Origin of the sequence: Coleofasciculus sp. FACHB-1120 (genome assembly GCF_014698845.1) — a bacterium.
Classification (GTDB): Bacteria; Cyanobacteriota; Cyanobacteriia; order Cyanobacteriales; family FACHB-T130; genus FACHB-T130.
In genome coordinates this window covers 1-16,959 of the sequence record NZ_JACJTV010000029.1, presented here as the reverse complement: position 1 = coordinate 16,959, position 16,959 = coordinate 1, and the positions used below count along the sequence as shown (strand labels likewise).

Annotated in this window: 19 protein-coding genes and 1 pseudogene; 10 read left to right on the top strand and 10 right to left on the bottom strand. The window is 47.5% G+C overall.

Annotated elements, in window-relative coordinates; genetic code table 11:
- The first annotated feature begins 1,066 nt into the window (after nt 1-1,066).
- From H6H02_RS20915 to H6H02_RS20900, 5 genes are all read left to right on the top strand, one after another.
- Nucleotides 1,067-1,324: a hypothetical protein gene (locus tag H6H02_RS20915; protein ID WP_190821344.1), complete on the top strand. Its 258-nt coding sequence runs from the start codon at nt 1,067-1,069 to the stop codon at nt 1,322-1,324.
- Nucleotides 1,325-1,695: 371 nt separating this feature from the next.
- A complete protein-coding gene (locus H6H02_RS20910) occupies nt 1,696-1,947 on the top strand; it encodes a DUF1816 domain-containing protein (protein WP_190821403.1) in 252 nt (83 codons plus the stop codon).
- 109 nt (nt 1,948-2,056) lie between these two features.
- Nucleotides 2,057-2,182, top strand: coding sequence for a hypothetical protein (locus H6H02_RS27760; RefSeq protein ID WP_277922585.1), 126 nt, complete (start codon nt 2,057-2,059; stop codon nt 2,180-2,182).
- Nucleotides 2,183-2,342: 160 nt separating this feature from the next.
- A complete protein-coding gene (locus H6H02_RS20905; RefSeq protein WP_190821342.1) occupies nt 2,343-2,561 on the top strand; it encodes a hypothetical protein in 219 nt (72 codons plus the stop codon).
- A gap of 186 nt (nt 2,562-2,747) precedes the next feature.
- A complete protein-coding gene (locus tag H6H02_RS20900) occupies nt 2,748-3,419 on the top strand; it encodes an alternative oxidase (protein ID WP_190821340.1) in 672 nt (223 codons plus the stop codon).
- A 27-nt stretch (nt 3,420-3,446) separates the two neighbouring features.
- Here the strand turns inward: H6H02_RS20900 and H6H02_RS20895 are convergent, their stop codons facing one another.
- Nucleotides 3,447-4,442 (bottom strand): DNA polymerase III subunit delta', encoded by a 996-nt coding sequence (locus tag H6H02_RS20895; protein WP_190821338.1) that lies wholly within the window; start codon nt 4,440-4,442, stop codon nt 3,447-3,449.
- A gap of 154 nt (nt 4,443-4,596) precedes the next feature.
- On the bottom strand, nt 4,597-5,256 hold the full coding sequence (gene tmk, locus H6H02_RS20890; protein ID WP_190821335.1) for a dTMP kinase: 660 nt from the start codon (nt 5,254-5,256) through the stop codon (nt 4,597-4,599).
- Between the two features lie 307 nt (nt 5,257-5,563).
- Here tmk and H6H02_RS20885 point away from each other — a divergent pair, with 307 nt between their 5' ends.
- A complete protein-coding gene (locus H6H02_RS20885) occupies nt 5,564-5,911 on the top strand; it encodes a hypothetical protein (RefSeq protein ID WP_190821333.1) in 348 nt (115 codons plus the stop codon).
- A gap of 74 nt (nt 5,912-5,985) precedes the next feature.
- Here H6H02_RS20885 and H6H02_RS20880 read toward each other — a convergent pair whose 3' ends face one another.
- The 7 genes from H6H02_RS20880 to H6H02_RS20850 all read right to left on the bottom strand — a co-directional run bounded on the left by H6H02_RS20880 (nt 5,986) and on the right by H6H02_RS20850 (nt 12,152).
- Complete coding sequence (locus H6H02_RS20880) at nt 5,986-6,408, bottom strand: FHA domain-containing protein (RefSeq protein ID WP_190414059.1); 423 nt, start codon at nt 6,406-6,408, stop codon at nt 5,986-5,988.
- Nucleotides 6,409-6,478: 70 nt separating this feature from the next.
- Complete coding sequence (locus H6H02_RS20875) at nt 6,479-6,673, bottom strand: hypothetical protein (protein WP_190821331.1); 195 nt, start codon at nt 6,671-6,673, stop codon at nt 6,479-6,481.
- Nucleotides 6,674-6,785: 112 nt separating this feature from the next.
- Entirely contained in the window at nt 6,786-9,230 is a 2,445-nt protein-coding gene (locus tag H6H02_RS20870) for a heavy metal translocating P-type ATPase (protein ID WP_190821329.1), read from the bottom strand.
- Between the two features lie 131 nt (nt 9,231-9,361).
- A complete protein-coding gene (locus H6H02_RS20865) occupies nt 9,362-9,544 on the bottom strand; it encodes a hypothetical protein (RefSeq protein WP_190821327.1) in 183 nt (60 codons plus the stop codon).
- A 161-nt stretch (nt 9,545-9,705) separates the two neighbouring features.
- A complete protein-coding gene (locus H6H02_RS20860; RefSeq protein WP_199329406.1) occupies nt 9,706-10,182 on the bottom strand; it encodes a DUF2752 domain-containing protein in 477 nt (158 codons plus the stop codon).
- A 48-nt stretch (nt 10,183-10,230) separates the two neighbouring features.
- On the bottom strand, nt 10,231-10,494 hold the full coding sequence (locus tag H6H02_RS20855; RefSeq protein WP_190821325.1) for a TM2 domain-containing protein: 264 nt from the start codon (nt 10,492-10,494) through the stop codon (nt 10,231-10,233).
- 113 nt (nt 10,495-10,607) lie between these two features.
- A complete protein-coding gene (locus H6H02_RS20850) occupies nt 10,608-12,152 on the bottom strand; it encodes a CPBP family glutamic-type intramembrane protease (RefSeq protein ID WP_190821323.1) in 1,545 nt (514 codons plus the stop codon).
- A gap of 252 nt (nt 12,153-12,404) precedes the next feature.
- Between H6H02_RS20850 and H6H02_RS20845 the strand changes: the two genes are divergently transcribed.
- Both H6H02_RS20845 and H6H02_RS20840 read left to right on the top strand, forming a co-directional pair.
- Nucleotides 12,405-13,748, top strand: a complete 1,344-nt coding sequence (locus H6H02_RS20845; protein ID WP_190821399.1) for a histidine phosphatase family protein — start codon at nt 12,405-12,407, stop codon at nt 13,746-13,748.
- A 76-nt stretch (nt 13,749-13,824) separates the two neighbouring features.
- A complete protein-coding gene (locus H6H02_RS20840; protein ID WP_190821397.1) occupies nt 13,825-15,090 on the top strand; it encodes a dihydroorotase in 1,266 nt (421 codons plus the stop codon).
- Nucleotides 15,091-15,183: 93 nt separating this feature from the next.
- On the opposite strand, the gene lepB is transcribed toward H6H02_RS20840, so the two are convergent.
- The gene (gene lepB / locus H6H02_RS20835; protein ID WP_190821321.1) at nt 15,184-15,780 is read right to left on the bottom strand and encodes a signal peptidase I; all 597 of its coding nucleotides are present in this window, start codon (nt 15,778-15,780) and stop codon (nt 15,184-15,186) included.
- A gap of 258 nt (nt 15,781-16,038) precedes the next feature.
- Here lepB and H6H02_RS27290 point away from each other — a divergent pair.
- Both H6H02_RS27290 and H6H02_RS20830 read left to right on the top strand, forming a co-directional pair.
- Nucleotides 16,039-16,311, top strand: a pseudogene (locus tag H6H02_RS27290) (dihydroorotase); the annotation flags it as partial.
- Between the two features lie 64 nt (nt 16,312-16,375).
- Nucleotides 16,376-16,951, top strand: coding sequence for an ISAs1 family transposase (locus tag H6H02_RS20830; RefSeq protein WP_190821319.1), 576 nt, complete (start codon nt 16,376-16,378; stop codon nt 16,949-16,951).
- Nucleotides 16,952-16,959 lie beyond the last annotated feature (8 nt).

The window sequence follows — 16,959 nt, the reverse complement described above, 5'->3', positions numbered from 1 at the left end:
ATAAAACTACATCAATCTATTTCTTCAGATAGATGCGAGAAAATAATAGTTAAGTTAAGTCTTAGGTAATCGTTATCCTGCCGCAAAGAAGCTGCAACGGGATATACTGACAGACAACACCAAGCTCCTAGAAGGCAACTGATAGGGGCTTTTTGTATTTAGGATTGCTCATAAATTGAGCGATCGCTGACTTTCTCTAGTGTAAGGGAAAAAATCAAGTTGAACAGGAACAAGCAATTTCTGCAAAACTCTCCGAAATTTAGAAACCCAGCCGATATGGAAAGATTTTTTCAGTTAACCAGAGAGCAATTCTGTTAATTTAGCAGTGCTATAATTTTAGCAGAATAGTCTATTGTAGAAGTTCAAGAAAATCCCAGCGATCGCAGCTTCAAAAATCATTATTTTTCAGAAAGTAGATTTCTCAAACCTGTGGCTCTTACGCTTATTTTGATAAACTTGCCGTTTTATTTACTGTACCGCCCTCTTTCCTAACCATAGGTTTTGTGTTTTCGATCACCCATTAAGTTAACATTCAACCCAACCCTCTGGTAGAAGTTGGGGAAAAGAATAACTATTAAAATTTTATTTAGGTGCATTCTCTCGGAGTCGGGCAAACTGCCCTAGAAGTTTTTGTATGCAAAAACAAGAAGTTTCACTATTTCTGTCCTCGCTCGATTGCGTTGCGAACAACTTCTAGGCTTTCTCATCATTAGCCACAGAGGAAGATACCAAGCAACGCCACCAGCGATTAACCTCCCTACACCCCGATTACAGTTCGCTTTGTGTTTGGCAGCTTCCCATCTTACCTCGCCACTGTTTACCTCGTCACTATCGCGTTCGGGAAATATCAGTGTTTCCCAGACGGCTTGAACCCGGGCATATAAATAAGAGTAACCTTTAGTAACGGTAAAAAAAATAAATGAAGCTGTAATCAAGATTCTTTGTAAATTTGGAAACAAGTAATTGTTTTTTGATTACCCATTCCTAAATCTTTGAGCAAAGGTAAGTAATCTTTAATTAGATGACTTCTTTATTAACTATCAAATTAACTCTATAAGGTTCTACCATGCCAGAAAATATAAATAAATTAAACTTCCTCAACCCCCAGAGCCGTTATAGGGGTCATTTCACTCCAGAGAACCTAGCTTTTAATGCAAATTTGCAAGAATTTGCACATAAAATTTCTTATATATCTGCCTTACAAACCGGAGGTAAGATTTCTCCCGAACAGGCATACAAAGATATTCAGTCTCTGTGGAAGCAGTTAAAGGAAAGTAAAAAAGAACTCGGCGTTGGGACAAATATCCGAAAACCCGAAAGCTAGTAATGCTCAAGTGATACTCAATGGTCACGCTGCTAATGTCAGGGTTTATTGATTATTCAATAATATTCTGAAGTTTAAGGTTGTATTGCATACACTTCTGCCAAGTTAAATCCGTTAAAATAGCATTCAAGACACCAAATATTGTGTTCTATTTTCTTTGATTTTCCCTAGAAAATATAAAACACCTGTTTGGCGATCGCATCCAAGTGCAGTAACCCAGTTGTATGAAAGCAGAATCGTATAACTTTGCTCTTACTGCCAGGTTATCCTATCAAGCTGGGAAGAACTGTCATGCAGTTCAAACGAGAATTTTCACGACTCTCTCTAATTTGTCTAGTACCTAATTCTCTTAATCATCACTTCCTATGGCAATGCTCAAAATGCTCAAAGGGGTCCTGAAAGGATTTGCACAAGGTCTTCGGATGTCTTGGTGGGTGGAAATCGCCACTACTGAACCTCGCTGTATCTATTATTTTGGTCCTTTTCATAATTCGACTGAAGCGGCGGCTGCGTGCCCTGGCTATATTGAAGATATCCAAAGTGAAAAAGCTTGCGGGATCGAAGTTGCAATCAAACGCTGCAAGCCAAACGTGTTGACAATGTGCGAGGAAGAAGTCAGCTAAGAAAACTGTCTGAAAGCGGCTATTCAGTTGTTGGTATAGAAGATCACCAATAGGTTTAACGCAATGCCCACTCCTCCGGTAGAAGTTCAGGGAAAGGGTAGGCGTTAACGTGTTAGTAAGGACAACAAATGAATGGCAATCTCCCTCTGGGAGTTTCTACACGGTACTACACGGTAAGGGGAACAGCGATCATCCTACGGAAAAGCTAGATCCGATGGCGATCGCGCCTTTGTGAACCGATTCCTTGTCGAACCTTCTGTTTGTGGAAACTCCCAGCTTCCCTCTTAAAAGGCCGTTTGTAAATTAGACTTGGTGGCGCTATTGCCTGATTTTTGGTAATGTAGTGTTCCAATAGGTCTATATTTATAAACACCTATTGAGGAAATAAAAAGATTATGAATCAGCCTCAGTTCCACGATGAATTAACCCTCTCGGAAACAGCAGAAAAATTCGGAAAAAAAGCTCTAGAGTTAGGTCTTATTCCTAGTTTTGTCGTCCGCTACTTTCGAGATAGTAGTCAATTCTATATTCCGAACGAAACAGAATCTGAACCGCTCACCCCAGAGGAGGCATACCTGCGTCTGAGAAAATTAGTAGAACAATCTGGTCAATAAATATTTTCCACACAACAGATGTCCGGCAATATCACTAGGTGAGTATTTGCTGGCTATGAGCATTTAATAGAGCTTAACCCGTTGGATTGAATCAATCGCGTTGTTCACGTTGCAAATCCTTTTACATTTATTTATAATTATTGATGAATTTAAAACCATTAGTCGTCTTAAAAGCAGAGTAGGAGAATGATTCGGCTACTCGTTAGTTTTTTAGAGTTTATTTTAAAAACGTTTTATCGAGAGCGATGGTATGCAAGATTTTATGTATTGGAAACGATCGCTCGCGTTCCATGCTTTGCTTATTTATCGGTTCTTCATCTCTATGAAAGCCTCGGCGCGTGGCCTTATACTGATTGGATCAAGGTTCACTTTGCTGAGTCCTGGAATGAGTTACATCATCTCCGCATAATCGAAGCATTAGGTGGGGGAAAATGTAGGATCGATCGCATAATTGCTCGGATTGGCGTCCTGGCTTACTACTGGATTCTAGTCTTTGTATACATGATTGCTCCGAGATCGGCTTACTACTTTAATCAGTTAGTAGAAGAAGGTGCTTACCACACCTACGATAAATTTCTAACAGAACATGAGGCTGAACTTAAAACTCAGCCAGCTCCACAGGTTGCGATTGATTACTACCACGAGGGCGATCTTTATATGTTTGATGATTTTCAAATCTCTCATACACCGAGAGAGCGCCGCCCTAAAATTGAGAATCTTTACGATGTATTCGTTGCCATTCGCAATGACGAAAAAGAACACATCACAACCATGATTGCCTGCCAGCAACCAGACGCAAAAGAAAAAATTAAAAGCCCTCATTCCCCTGAATTTAAGCCCTCATCTGAAGAGAGTTAAGGCGATTTTTTCCTCTCAAAGGGTGGCTTAAATCATTTCTAATAGCGTCACTTCCCAGACGAGCCGCGGTTGAGCATAACCAAGGAGAGATTGGCGGGCTTTTTCTAGTTGCTGGAGGGGCGATTTATGTATTACACCGTTCAAGAATTGCTGCCAGTAAGTGTGTTGTAGATAATCAACTAACCAAAGTTGGGCTTCTGTATCGAGAGTTTTATCAATCCGTTTGGCAAGTTCGAGGGCGTCACGAAGGGATTTGGGTAGATGGATAACGTCCTGAAGTAAGTCTTGTGGAATCGTTTGGAGTTGCTCCCAGGAAGCGATCGCACTTCCCGGACTGCCTTGCGCGATCGCTAACACCGTCGGATGCTCCAAAATCTCTTCGTGACCCGTCTTCCGTAACACTTGCTCCATTGCTGCCGAGTCTAAACCGTAGAAAGGAATGCGCTGACAACGCGATACCAGCGTCGGCAACAACGACGACTCAGCCGGTGCGATTAAAACCAGTGTTGCCCGTCCCGGTTCTTCCAGGGTTTTCAGTAAGGCATTTGCAGCCGATTCTGCCATTGTTTCTGCTTGTTCCAGCACAACGAGCGATCGCGGTGCCTCCAACGCCGAACGTCCCAGAAATTGAGTAATTTCCCGAATTTGCTCCAGCCGGATTTGGGGCGGAGCCTTGCGCTTGATACCGGCTTCGGCTGCTTCGGCGGCAGATAATCTTTGACCCTGATGCAAATAGGTTGGCTGCACCCACAATAAATCTGGATGATTGCCCTGACGCAAGCGGTTTTTTATAGACGCAATACTCCCCTTGCTTCCTCCCTTGAGGGGATCGAGAGCGTCTGGCTCAGTTGCGGGTACGTTAGCACAGAACAAAAGTTCCACAAAGCACCGAGCCGCCATGCTGCGTCCGATGCCTTCGGGACCCGCAAATAGATAGGCAGGAGCAATCCGATTTTGAGCCACTGCCTGAGTTAGTAACTCAACCGCCCGGTTTTGTCCTACAAGTTCCGCAAAAAAATTCATTTAATCGCAAAGAAAGGCAAAATTCAAAAATTTGGAATATCGCTCAATTCTGACCTCTTCCCAACCCTTTTTCTTGCAGGAAAGGAGGTTAGGTCTTGTATTTGAGTTAACAAGACAAGGCTACTACTACCCATCCCCAGGAAATTCTTAATTTTTAATTTTCTACAGACCATTCCCGGAACCGTTGAGTCAAGATAGCCTGAATTTGCCCTTGGACTTCTACCTCCGTGCCACTGGCATCCACCCGCACAATCCGCTGGGGATAGGCTGCTGCTAACGCTCTAAACCCCTGCTGTACTCGTTGGTGGAACGCCAAATCTGCCTGCTCCATTCGGTCGGCGCTTCCCCTAGCTTTAGCGCGTGCTAGACCTATTTCAACGTCAACATCCAGCCATAGAGTGAGGTCGCTTTCCAGTCCATCGGTCGCCATTTGACATATCTTCTCGATTAAAGATAGGCTAAGACCCCGACCATAGCCTTGATAGGCGATGGTCGAATCGGTGTAGCGATCGCACAAAATAATTCCTCCCGCCGCCAGCGTTGGTTTTAGCACCTCTTCAACGTGCTGCGATCGATCTGCTGCATACAGCAACAGTTCTGTCCGGTCTTGAATTGGGTGAGTCAGAGTCCCTTCGAGCAACAAGCGGCGCAAAGCTTTACCCAATTCTGTACCCCCCGGCTCTCTGGTGATCGCCATCTCTGAGAAACTTGCAGATTTCTCCATCCTTTCCAGAAGCCAATCGCGCGATAGCAGCATCTGAGTTGTTTTACCGCTCCCTTCCACGCCCTCAAAGACAATCAGCTTGCCCTGCATTCCTCAATCCTTATCATCACGACCTCTTTTTTACTTGCTCAAGAGCGGGATGAAGTAGCTCACCAGCACCTTCGATGAATTCACAACCACTCATGCTTCATCCTTCATCCTCCCAAAGTATCGGTCAACCCCAGCCCGTGCTTTTTATAACTTCCCCACTTAGTTCTTCCGGAGGAGCTACTGGTATGCTAGAAGCTGATAAAGGCTGAGTGATGGCTCTAGCCTTAGAACCAAGTATTCCTTTCTGACCCGAAACGAAGGTTCGGTATGATAAGAGGGTCGAGGGATCTGACGTCGGGGATTTTTTATGGCTCGCTATACTTGTTCATTTATCGTTGCAGTTCCCCTTGAGCGTCTCCAGCAGGTGCTCATAGAAGTTTTGGAGTCCTGCCATTTCGATATTATCTATAACACGGGAGACTACTTGATGGCTCGCGAGATACCGGGTCATGTCTCCTTTGCCAAGCTAGTGACGGTAGAAGTGCTAATCGATAAATCAACTGCGACCGAGCGAGAAGCACGGATGAATTTTGTAGTCAAGAATGAAGAATTGCCCCTGCAAGTGGACAACCACTGCCACCAGATGTTCTATCAGGTGCATCAGGCGATCGCGGAAAATCGCCATTGGCAGCTGGTTGAAAGCGTTGCCGGATAGGCAATCTGCCCCCTGAGAAGCTCGGAGGCAAGATTTTCATGCAGAAAATTCATGCAGAAGATTCATGCAGAAGATTAAGGTTCTTCCCCGTCGCCAACCATATTGGGACTAATTAGGGTAATGTCCCACTCATCTGGAGGTCCCGTGGGAATAGATTCTCGCTTCAGGTGGAAATAGCGTGCCCGCACTTGCGGTCCAAACACAATCTCATCTTCATCTTCGAGATCGTGAGCTTGGAGTTTTCGACCATTGATCAGGAGACCATTGGCGCTGGGCTTGCCTTTGTCGCCATCGACAATTCGGTAATAGTAAGAGCCATCCGCACGCAATTTTTGCACTAAAGTTGCGTGCCGACGCGATACAAATTGGGAGTACAACCGGATATCACACTTCTGGTCTCTACCAATGCAATATTCGGGCTTTTCTAAGGGAAACTCCTTACGTCCCTGATCATCTTCAATAATCAATATATGGTTCAGATGCAGTTTTACAGCCATTGAAAAATTATTTAGAAGAGGGCGGTTGGTTTGTGAAAAACAGTTACTTAGACTAACATTGGCACCATTCTCAACCGGCGGGATAAGCGCCTGTGCCTGCACCCTGAATATCAACACTCGACCGAGCATTATCTTGAGGAAAACAAGAGGCGCTTTGGTGGAGGTTGGTAGGACTCCAGCGTAACACCCTCGCCTTTCCTGAAGCCAGTGTCGTCAGCTTGGAGCAGGCTTGATGTGTTGGGAGGATTAAAATCTCCTCTATCATATTGTGGCACACCGGGTTAGCGGTCAATTGTTAGTTGGCAGTTAGGGAAAAGCGGGTTTAATTCAGATATTTGTAAGGAATTAATCCGACTGATAAACCCGCCTGACCTCAATCAGTTATCGGTAGATAAAGATTTACGGAGTAAAAGCGAGTTAGTGACGACGCTGACCGAACTAAAAGCCATTAATGCTCCGGCAGCAGATGGGCTGAGAACAAGCCCAAAAGTGGGTAGCAACACGCCCGCAGCAACCGGCAAGGAGATGGTGTTGTAAGCAAACGCCCAAAACAGATTTTGGCGGATTTTGTTGAAAGTCGCACGGGAAAGCTGGATTGACTTGACAACATCCAGAAGGCGATCGCGCATGAGAACAATTTGAGCGGTTTCGATAGCGACATCGGTTCCCCCTTGGAGGGAAATGCCGACATCGGCTTGTGCCAAAGCGGGGGCATCGTTGATGCCATCGCCTACCATTGCGACGTGTTGGCCCTGAGCTTGTAGCTGGGCAATCGCGGCGGCTTTGGCGTCTGGACGGACATCTGCTAAGACATCGGAGTCTGGATTAAGTTCCAACTGGGACGCGATCGCTCTTGCCGCTTCCAGGTGATCTCCAGTCAGCAACATCACCCGCAATCCCATTTGTCGCAAGCGAGACACCGTTGCTTTTGCATCTGGTCGCAGGGTATCGGTGACGCCAATCAACCCCGCTAATTGACCGTCAGCGGCGACATAAACCACTGTTTTACCCGCAGAGGCTAGTTGCTGAGCCTGGTTTTGTTCGGAATCGTTGAGGGAAATTCCTTGCTGAGTCAACCAGTCTGCATTCCCCAGTAAAACCCGTACGCCTTCGACCAAAGCCGATACCCCTAGCCCCGGTTCCGTATAAAACTCATGGGCAAGGGGGATGGTTAACTCTTGGCGGTGCGCCTCCTCCCCGATTGCTTCTGCGAGGGGATGGGTTGTGCCACTTTCTGCCGCTGCTGCCAGTTGGAGGAGGCTTTCTGGGAGGAAATTCCCTATGGGCCAGCAATCAGTCACGATGGGATGACCTGTGGTGAGAGTACCTGTCTTATCAAATACGACGATATTCAGATGGTGTACCCGTTCCAGCACGTCGCCGCCTTTGATCAACAGCCCTCTTTCTGCCCCCAGACCCGTTCCTACCAAGATTGCCGTAGGGGTCGCTAAGCCTAAAGCGCAGGGGCAAGCGATGACGGAAACCGAAATTGCTAGCTTTAAACTGAGTAACAAAGCTGAGTGCTGGAGAGGTGGGGTTTCCCCGCCCATGCCGATGGCGTGATGCATCGCTGAGTGGCTTTCTATGCCGACTGCGCTCAACATCGTGACCTCAGGCCAAAGTTGAGAGCCGATGAAGTACCAAAATAGAAACGTTAACGTTGCTGCTGCCAGGACGCCGTAGGTGAAGTACCCCGCGACCGTATCCGCCAATAGCTGCACGGGAGCCTTCCGGATCTGGGCTTCTTCGACCAGGGCGACAATTTGCGCCAGAGTCGTGTCCTTGCCGGTGCGAGTTGCCTTGATCGCGATCGCTCCCGACTGATTCAGCGTCCCAGCTGCCACCGAGTCTCCCGGTTGCTTCACGACTGGAACCGGCTCCCCAGTTAACATTGACTCATTCACCGTTGTCTGACCCGCCACCACTTCTGCATCGACCGGGATCTGCTCTCCCGGCAAAACCCGCAACCATTCACCTACGCGGACTTGCTCAACGGGGATTTCAATGCCCCCGAAGTCGCTCCCCTTGGCACTTCCTGTGGGCGTAGAGCCAGTAACCGTGGGATTGGCAATTAAACGAGCGACTTTTGGCTGGAGCGCCAATAATGCCTGAAACGCTGCGGCAGCACGACCTCTCGCCCGTTGCTCTAAGGTGCGCCCTAGCAGGATAAAGCCTAAAAGCATGACTGGCTCATCAAAGAAACAGTCCCAACCGAGCCGAGGGAATAGCAACGCCACACAGCTAGCCGTATAGGCTGTAAGCGTTCCTAGCGCCACCAAGGTATTCATATTGGGAGCATTTCGCCGCAAGCCACGCCACCCATCAACTAATATCTGGCGTCCAGGAAAGAGTAACGCTGCCGTTGCTAATCCCCAGTGAAACCAAATGTTAGTGAGGGGTGAAAGATAATCGGGGAAAGAGATGAAGTGTTGATTGAGATGACCCATTGCGGACAGCACAATCAGGATGCCCGCAATAACTAATTGCCTTAACTGCTGGCGATTTTCCAGGGCGTGCCGTTCTGCTGGACTCAGCGCCTCTTTTGCTTTTTCGCCTGCGGTGGTGGCGAGACGAGGCTGGGTCGGAAATCCGGCTTCTGTCACCTCTTTGGCTAACGCAACTGGGTCAATCGCACCAGCTTCGCATTCTACGACAGCGACTTCTGTCACCAGATTAACGCGGGCGGAAACGACGCCTGGATGCTGGTTTAGCTGCTTTTCTACCGCTTTCACGCAGCCTGCACATTTCATGCCTGTGACATCCAAGGCGATCGTCTCTATCGGCGATGCAGGGGTAGCGACTACGGTTTGGGGGGATTGCATAGAGAATCTTGGGACTTTCCACGACACCTCAACGCCAGACTGTTCTAGCGTCTCTATTTTGAGGGTAGGCGAAAGTCCGAGCGATCGCGCAAAAATTCTTAATCTTTTTTAAGTTAGTTACCCGCAAACGGTTAACGGCTACTCCAGCGAAGATACATCACGTAGACCAGTGCTACAGCCTGCATTGGCATGAGCGCGGCATAGCCCCTAAAGAAGAAGTTAATCTCCAAGCTAGACAGGGCACCGAAATATCCCATGCCTAACAAAGCTAAGAACAGGGGGAAAATCAGTTTTTTGGGTTTGCGTATTAGCATATTAGCTCAGAAGAAGGATTTACAGAAAAAACCTAATTTAAAAATGAATAAATTATCACCCTATTCTGTTAGATTAATCGTTGCAAAAACAACAGAATAAAAATAAGCGATAACCAATAATTTGACCTAAAAGTTAAACTTTTTTAAAAATCATGAATTCCTCAAAAAATTAGCTGACCCAAGGGTGAATGAACCAAGGCGACATACAGCTCTCCAGACTTTGATAAATAATACAATCGCAACGCATGGTAGCTTAAAACTAGAAGTAAGCTCAGCACCTGTAGCTTTCGGTTCCTCAGTATTTGAACATACAAGGCGGCGATTTTACGTCCCGCGATTAGTTCAAGTGTAATATGAACTGTTGCAATCAAAAAGGCAGCGAATAAAACTGGGCCGAACAGGTGTTCTGCTAAGGCGCAGCTCCAATCTCCTCGCACAATTGCCATAAAAGACCGAGTCATGCCACAGGTAGGACAAGGAATCCCCGTAAAGTGCCGAATTGGGCAAACCAGGAACGTTACTTTATATCCTTGGTTATAAAAGTAGGTTCCTACTAGAGGTGCTGAACATATTCCTAATATCAACCAGCGAATCTGTCGAGCATTGCTAGACAGATTAGAGCGAGATAGTTTAGACATGGCTCAAGTTAAGCTAGCATCTACCCAAGCACGTTCGCAGGGGTCGCTCTAAAACCAACCTTTCTTGCTAACAAGGTAAGTGCTGACGAATTCTTCGTCAGATTTTGTCAAATAAATTATTCCCTCGATTAAACCAATAATTCCCATAATTGGCGCACCAATTCCACAAGTAAGCAGGCTAACCAGCAACATGATGATGCCTTCTGTGTTGTAGCCAAGAACAAACTTATGGATACCTAAAGCCCCGATAAGAATGCCGCAGACTCCAGCGGCGATTTTTTTGCTGGCATCAGTAGAGTTTCCATTCGTCATTTGTGTGAACCCTTGAAAAATTTGCTTTCCGCTCTTAGTGTTCCCACTTGAGTAACGCATCTATCACAAGACGGAAAGCATTGATTCTTCTTAACAATGAGCGCCAGGAAACATTAGGCAGATCCACTACCCAAGAGGAAAAGACTCAGCAAAGTGCCGCCATTCCAAAGAGAGTGGAGGAGCATCGGTGCAAGGAGGTTGCGCGATCGCGTATAAACCACTCCCAAAACCATCCCCAAAGTTGCCAGGGGTAAGATTTCTGATAGATTCAGGTGAACAATTGCAAAAAACAAGCTACTGAGCGCGATCGCTCCCCAAACGGGCATATAACGAGTGAGAGACGGCAACAGAAAACCGCGAAACAAGAACTCCTCAAACAACGGTGCCGCCACCGCCGCCGTCAAGAAAAAGATCGCCAGCGCCACGCTATCTTGCCCCTCTAGAGCAATCGGTAAAAGCGGATTACTGCCCCCCTGTCCTTGCCACAGCTTTTGGTTAAGCAGCGACACCACAATCACTAGAGGAAGCGCTACTAAATAGCCGCCCAATCCCCAAAGAATCCAGTTTCCCCGCCAATTGAATCGAAACCAACCTTCTGGCAACGGTAAAAAAGAGCGGATGGATAAATACAGAACCAGCAGACACTCAAATGCCAATGTTGCGTAACTCACTAGAACAAAAGCAGCTTGTGTCCGAATATCAAAGCTGGCTCGGTTTAGCGGCAGTAAGCTAAAAAAGAGCGGCAGCAGAAATTGACCGATAAAGAAAAAACCCACAACGAACACCTGCCAAATAATTTCGGCATTCCAAGGGGTTGTCCAGGGGACATCGCCATTTTGAGCAAGGATGGCTTCTTTTCCCTTAATTAGCACTCCCATTACCAGGAAAATCAGCAATCCTAATCCCATCAATACTCCTGCTAGGGGGATTGCTCCGACAATCGCTAATTTTACAATTGCAGCTTCAGCGCGTTCCTGTTCTCGCGCCTGGAGTGCCGCCAGCGCCTCCTGACGCTCTTGTACTTGGTAGAGTTTTTTCAAAGCGCGATCGCGGAACCAGCCGTCTAAATGCTGTTGAATCTGCGACTGGGCATCCAACATCAGGCTGGGTGGATTGCTCCAAAGTCCTACCAAAACCGCCGCTGGCTTAGTTTGTAACTCGCTCGACGCTTCCTGTTTAGACTGATTAATTAATTCCGTCCAAGTTTTAATCGCCGCGTCTGTTTGTCCTTGTTGCGCTTGTAAAATTCCAAACCGCAAGTCAAGCTCAGCAATCAGCTGTTTTACCTTCTTGATTGACGCCTGCAATGGCTGCGGTGATTTGGCTGTATCTGGATTCACATCGGCTTCCGATTTCAGCTTTTCGAGCTGCCCTTGTAGCTTTTCCAGAGTGGCTCGATCCTCCGAACGCGCTTCGTCATACTGCTTTTGGGCAGTTTTTAAAGGGTCTTCACCTAAAAGAGCGTTCCGGGCGTTTGTTAAATTGGCATCACCAGCTTTGTCGCCCTGCCACTCACTCGCTTGGAGTAACAAATTCGTTTGGTACAGTTCCAGGCGACCTTGAATCTGAGGCTGATTCCAGCTATCCAGTAATGAGTGGGTAATCAGAAACAAAGCCAAAATTGTCAGCAATCCCAAAAGCAACCGCTTAATTGTCATGAAAACTCCTGTAGGCTCTTAGTGTCACGGCACCTATGAGGAATATCTTAGATGCGTGTCCGGGACAGGTTAAAATTCTCCTGAACCTTTTTGCTCTTGATGATGGGCGTAGATTTCTTGCCTAGAGCATTAGGGGAACTTTACCTTACCAAACTGAGGCAGAGCCGACCTAATTCTTCAAAAGCTGAGCCAGCGAACGAGAAGATGTAGGCTGCTGTCTTTGCAGTGCTAGTTTCCACGGAGGATATCACCCTGAATACTCGAGTCATTCTCGTGCGTCATGGTCAGAGCAGCTATAACAGTGAGCGTAGAATTCAGGGCCGCTGTGATGAATCAATTTTGACGGAAAAAGGTCGCGCGACTGCCCGTCAACTTGGCGCTACTCTGAGTAACTTGAAAATTGATGCGATTTACAGTAGCCCCCTGCAACGGGCGAAAGCAACCGCAGAGATCGTTCAATCCAGTTTGGCGACGCCGGCCCCCTTAACAGCGTCAGATAACTTGATGGAAATCGATTTACCCCTTTGGCAGAAAATGCTTTCCGTGGAAGTGCAGGAGAAATTTCCTGAAGATTACCAATGTTGGCATGAGCGTCCCCAGGAATTTCGGATGAGCGTCCCGACGCCAGAGGGACTAAAAGAACACTTCCCAGTCTTAGCCATCTACGAGCAAGCGCGGCAATTCTGGCAGGAAACTTTATCCCGCCATGCGGGAGAGACGATTCTCATTGTGGGGCATAACGGCATCAACCGGGCTTTGCTCAGTACGGCAATTGGAATATCGCCACAGCGCTACCATTCGATTCAACAGTCGAATTGCGGCATCAGCGTGCTAAATTTTGCCGCTGGTTGGGGCAAACCGGCGCAATTAGAGTCGATGAATCTCACTGCCCATGTGGGAGAAGTGCTGCCAAAGCCGCGTCCGGGTCATCGCGGACTCCGTTTGTTGCTGGTACGCCACGGGGAAACCGACTGGAATCGCCAGAAACGCTTTCAAGGGCAAATTGATGTGCCCCTCAACGATAACGGTCGAGAACAAGCCCGGAAGGCGGCGGAGTTTCTCAAAGATGTGCCGATTGACTTTGCGGTAACAAGCCCGATGCTGCGTCCCAAGGAAACAGCCGAAATTATTCTGAAATATCACCCTAACGTCCAGATTGAACTACAGGCACCTTTGGCAGAAATTGGTCACGGGCTGTGGGAAGGAAAATTTGAAGAAGAAATTGAGCTGTCGTATCCAGGAATGCTGCAACAGTGGCGAGAGTTTCCGCAGACAGTGCAGATGCCAGAAGGAGAAAACTTGCAACAAGTTTGGGATAGAGCGATCGCAGCTTGGCAAGACATCGTCTCGTCTTATTCTGGAGATCGACCGAAAACAGGTTTGGTGGTTGCTCACGACGCCACGAACAAAGTCTTACTCTGCTACCTTTTGGGTTTAAATCCAGAAAATTTCTGGAGCATTAAGCAGGGGAACGGGGCAGTGACGGTCATCGACTATCTTCAAGGGCCAGAAAGTACGCCGGTGCTGCAAGCAATGAATGTCACAACTCACTTAGGTGGGGGCGTTCTCGATCAAACGGCTGCCGGTGCATTGTAGAGTGATGAGTTATGAATTTTGAGTTTTGAATGAAGAAACTTTTTATCTCAAAACTCAAAACTCAAAACTCGAAACGATTATGAATGAACTGCTCCAACAAGTACGGGTCATCGACCCAGTTTCTGGAACCGACCAGATTGCCGATATTCTGATTGCTGACGGTTATATCCAAGCAGTCGAAACTGAAATTTCTGACTTGTCCGCTGACACGACTGTCCGGGATTGTCGTGGATTTGTCGTAGGGCCAGGGTTAGTAGATTTATATAGCCACTCTGGTGAGCCTGGGTTTGAAGAGCGGGAAACCCTAGCCTCGCTCGTTGATGCGGCAGCAGCCGGGGGCTTTACTCGACTGGCAATCTTGCCAGATACTCTACCCGTTCTCGACAATTTAGGGGGTTTAGCCTACCTTCAACAAGCCAAAATCCAACATCCAAAATCCAAAATTGAATTTTGGGGGGCGCTGACTGTTGGTATTCAAGGGCAGCAGATGACATCCCTGGCTGAACTGGCGGCGGCTGGGGTGGTCGGCTTTGCAGATGGTCAACCTGTGCAGAATCTGGCGCTGCTGCGCCGCCTGTTGGAATATCTCCAGCCGTTAGGAAAACCTGTGGCTTTGTGGCCTTGCGATCGCGCTTTGAGCGGCAATGGAGTAATGAGAGAAGGCACGGCGTCGATTCGCTTTGGCTTGCCAGGAAACCCAGCGATCGCAGAAACATCGGCGCTGGCTGCTTTGCTGGAAGTGGTGGAAGCTACTCGCACCCCTGTCCATATCATGCGCGTTTCTACTGCTCGCAGCGTTGAGCTAATTGCGAATGCCAAGGCGCGGAATTTACCGATCGCCGCGAGTACTACCTGGATGCATTTATTGCACAATACGGAGGCGGTAGGCAGTTACGACTCGAACTTGCGACTAGAACCCCCTCTGGGCAATTCTTCTGACCAAGCGGCGCTGATTCAGGGGATACAGAGTGGGGTATTAGACGCGATCGCGATTGACCATACTCCCTACACCTACGAAGAGAAAACGGTCGCCTTTTCCGAAGCACCCGCAGGCGTAATTGGTCTAGAGTTGGCTTTGTCGCTTCTGTGGCACACCTTTGTCGAGACTGGAGAGTGGTCAGCTTTAGAACTGTGGCGGGTTTTAAGTACCCATCCGGCGGAGTGTTTGCAGCAAAAACCCCCAGCGATCGCGCCCGGTCAACCGGCTGAACTGGTCTTATTTGACCCCCAGTTGAGCTGGACAGCGGACAGACAAACCCTGAAATCCCGCTCAGAGAATACCCCTTGGCTAGGGCGATCGCTGACGGGTCGGGTTTTACAAACTTGGGTAATGGGTAATTAGTCAGTCAAACCGAAGAAACATCTGACTGTAGGGGCGGGTTGAGCAAGGGGGTTCGTGACGCACAAATATCTTGGTGAAATCTGCCCCTGCTTCCTACTGTTCCTTGGTATAAGCTGGAGCGCTATCCACTTCTCCGGCACGTTGAATGGGCCAGAAGCGCACGACAGCACGACCAATGATTTTTTCGCGGGGGACAAAACCCCAATAGTGGCTGTCGTAACTGTTGTTGCGATTATCACCCAGTACCAGGTAGGAGTTTTCTGGCACCGTCACCGGCCCATAGGTATACTGTGGCTGTTCTTCAATATATTTTTCTGACAGGGGTTTCCCGTTGACATACACCCGTCCCCCTTTCACTTCTATCTTTTCCCCAGGTAAACCAATCACGCGCTTAATAAAAGCATCGTGAAAGTTTTGCTTTTCTAGCGCTTCGGTCGGCGCAAACACCACAATGTCTCCCCGCTGAGGAGATCGGAAGTTGTAACTAACCTTGTCTATAATCAGACGGTCATTGATTTGTAGTGTAGGCAGCATTGAACCCGAAGGAATGTAGCGTGCTTCCGCCACAAAAGAGCGAATTCCAAAAGCCAGAATGGCACTCAAGCCAATCGTTTTAATTCCTTCTACGAAAGGATTTTCAGCTTTTGGTTGGGGTTGGAGGTCAGGTTGTTGATTCTGCACGTCAGTCATAAACGGTTAATCACTCAAGCAAATGAATGAAATTGATTCCCTAGGTAATTATTTATCTTAAGGAAGACGGATGATTAGCTATATATATTGTGTACAAATTTTGTCTAAATATATCCGGCTAAGATTACAGATATTTAGCTTCTGTGGTTTGCCCGGTTGCCGGATGCTCAGTTTAAAAAAGTGCCATCTTACGATAAAGCGCGATCGCATCCTACAATTGTCGCTCACACTTAACCACTGCATCAACAACTGATTACCCTGTCTTCTGCCCCCTATCTGTTGATTCACAATGCTCGAATTCTCCTCCCTACGGGTGAATTTTTGGTTGGGGAGGTGCAAACCTTGGCTCGGGAAATGATCCGGGTTACACCTGAAATCCTAGCATCTGATAGTTTACCAGTGGATAAAGAGGTAGACGCCTAAGGTCTGACTTTGTTGCCGGGAGTCATCGATCCGCAGGTACACTTCCGAGAACCGGGACTCGAACACAAAGAAGATTTGTTCACGGCAAGTTGTGCTTGTGCTAAGGGCGCAGGGCTGATTTATTGAACAGAGAAAAAAGAAAATAGAGGAAGTGGTTGTTGTCTACCCTCCAATGAGCAGCCTGATAGAACATCTGCAACAAATCCGAGATTTCCGTACCCAGCCACGCTATCCCCTGTGGGTAGTACTGGTGCTGGTACTCATGGGGACAATGAGTAATTGTTTAGGGTATCGAGCGCTAGAAGACTTTGTTGAGCGCCACCAAAAAGCCTTGCTGGAGTTAATGGAGCTGCCTCAGACACGACTACCATCTTACTCGACGATTCGACGAGTGATGGTGAGGATTGACTTTTTGGAATTGACCAAGGCATTCAATGCTTGGGCAAGCGAGGCCTTCGGAGTGTCCCTAAGCGAGCAAGTAGCGATGGATGGCAAGAGTATTAAAGCTAGCGTCAAAGACTACGACAATGCCTATCAAGATTTCGTTAGTGTCGTATCGGCATTTAGGATTCAACAAGGCGTGGTGGTAGGATTACAACCCATGCACAATCGTCTGGAAAGTGAAATTGCCACAGTGCAAAGCTTGTTGAATGTTTTACAACTCAAAGGTGTCTGTTTCAGTATGGATGCCTTACACGCCCAAAAAAAACCATCCAGCAAATCATCGACAGTGGTAATGACTACTTAATTGCTGTC

What these genes read in the sequence shown, in the direction of transcription:
- H6H02_RS20915 (WP_190821344.1), top strand. Translation starts at nt 1,067, where the DNA reads ATGCCAGAAAATATAAATAAATTAAACTTCCTCAACCCCCAGAGCCGT.
- H6H02_RS20830 (WP_190821319.1), top strand. Translation starts at nt 16,376, where the DNA reads ATGAGCAGCCTGATAGAACATCTGCAACAAATCCGAGATTTCCGTACC.
- H6H02_RS20870 (WP_190821329.1), bottom strand. Translation starts at nt 9,230, where the DNA reads ATGCAATCCCCCCAAACCGTAGTCGCTACCCCTGCATCGCCGATAGAG.
- tmk (WP_190821335.1), bottom strand. Translation starts at nt 5,256, where the DNA reads ATGCAGGGCAAGCTGATTGTCTTTGAGGGCGTGGAAGGGAGCGGTAAA.
- H6H02_RS20905 (WP_190821342.1), top strand. Translation starts at nt 2,343, where the DNA reads ATGAATCAGCCTCAGTTCCACGATGAATTAACCCTCTCGGAAACAGCA.
- H6H02_RS20885 (WP_190821333.1), top strand. Translation starts at nt 5,564, where the DNA reads ATGGCTCGCTATACTTGTTCATTTATCGTTGCAGTTCCCCTTGAGCGT.
- H6H02_RS20855 (WP_190821325.1), bottom strand. Translation starts at nt 10,494, where the DNA reads ATGACGAATGGAAACTCTACTGATGCCAGCAAAAAAATCGCCGCTGGA.
- H6H02_RS20900 (WP_190821340.1), top strand. Translation starts at nt 2,748, where the DNA reads ATGATTCGGCTACTCGTTAGTTTTTTAGAGTTTATTTTAAAAACGTTT.
- H6H02_RS20875 (WP_190821331.1), bottom strand. Translation starts at nt 6,673, where the DNA reads ATGATAGAGGAGATTTTAATCCTCCCAACACATCAAGCCTGCTCCAAG.
- H6H02_RS20895 (WP_190821338.1), bottom strand. Translation starts at nt 4,442, where the DNA reads ATGAATTTTTTTGCGGAACTTGTAGGACAAAACCGGGCGGTTGAGTTA.
- H6H02_RS20850 (WP_190821323.1), bottom strand. Translation starts at nt 12,152, where the DNA reads ATGACAATTAAGCGGTTGCTTTTGGGATTGCTGACAATTTTGGCTTTG.
- H6H02_RS20880 (WP_190414059.1), bottom strand. Translation starts at nt 6,408, where the DNA reads ATGGCTGTAAAACTGCATCTGAACCATATATTGATTATTGAAGATGAT.
- H6H02_RS20865 (WP_190821327.1), bottom strand. Translation starts at nt 9,544, where the DNA reads ATGCTAATACGCAAACCCAAAAAACTGATTTTCCCCCTGTTCTTAGCT.
- H6H02_RS20860 (WP_199329406.1), bottom strand. Translation starts at nt 10,182, where the DNA reads ATGTCTAAACTATCTCGCTCTAATCTGTCTAGCAATGCTCGACAGATT.
- lepB (WP_190821321.1), bottom strand. Translation starts at nt 15,780, where the DNA reads ATGACTGACGTGCAGAATCAACAACCTGACCTCCAACCCCAACCAAAA.
- H6H02_RS20910 (WP_190821403.1), top strand. Translation starts at nt 1,696, where the DNA reads ATGCTCAAAATGCTCAAAGGGGTCCTGAAAGGATTTGCACAAGGTCTT.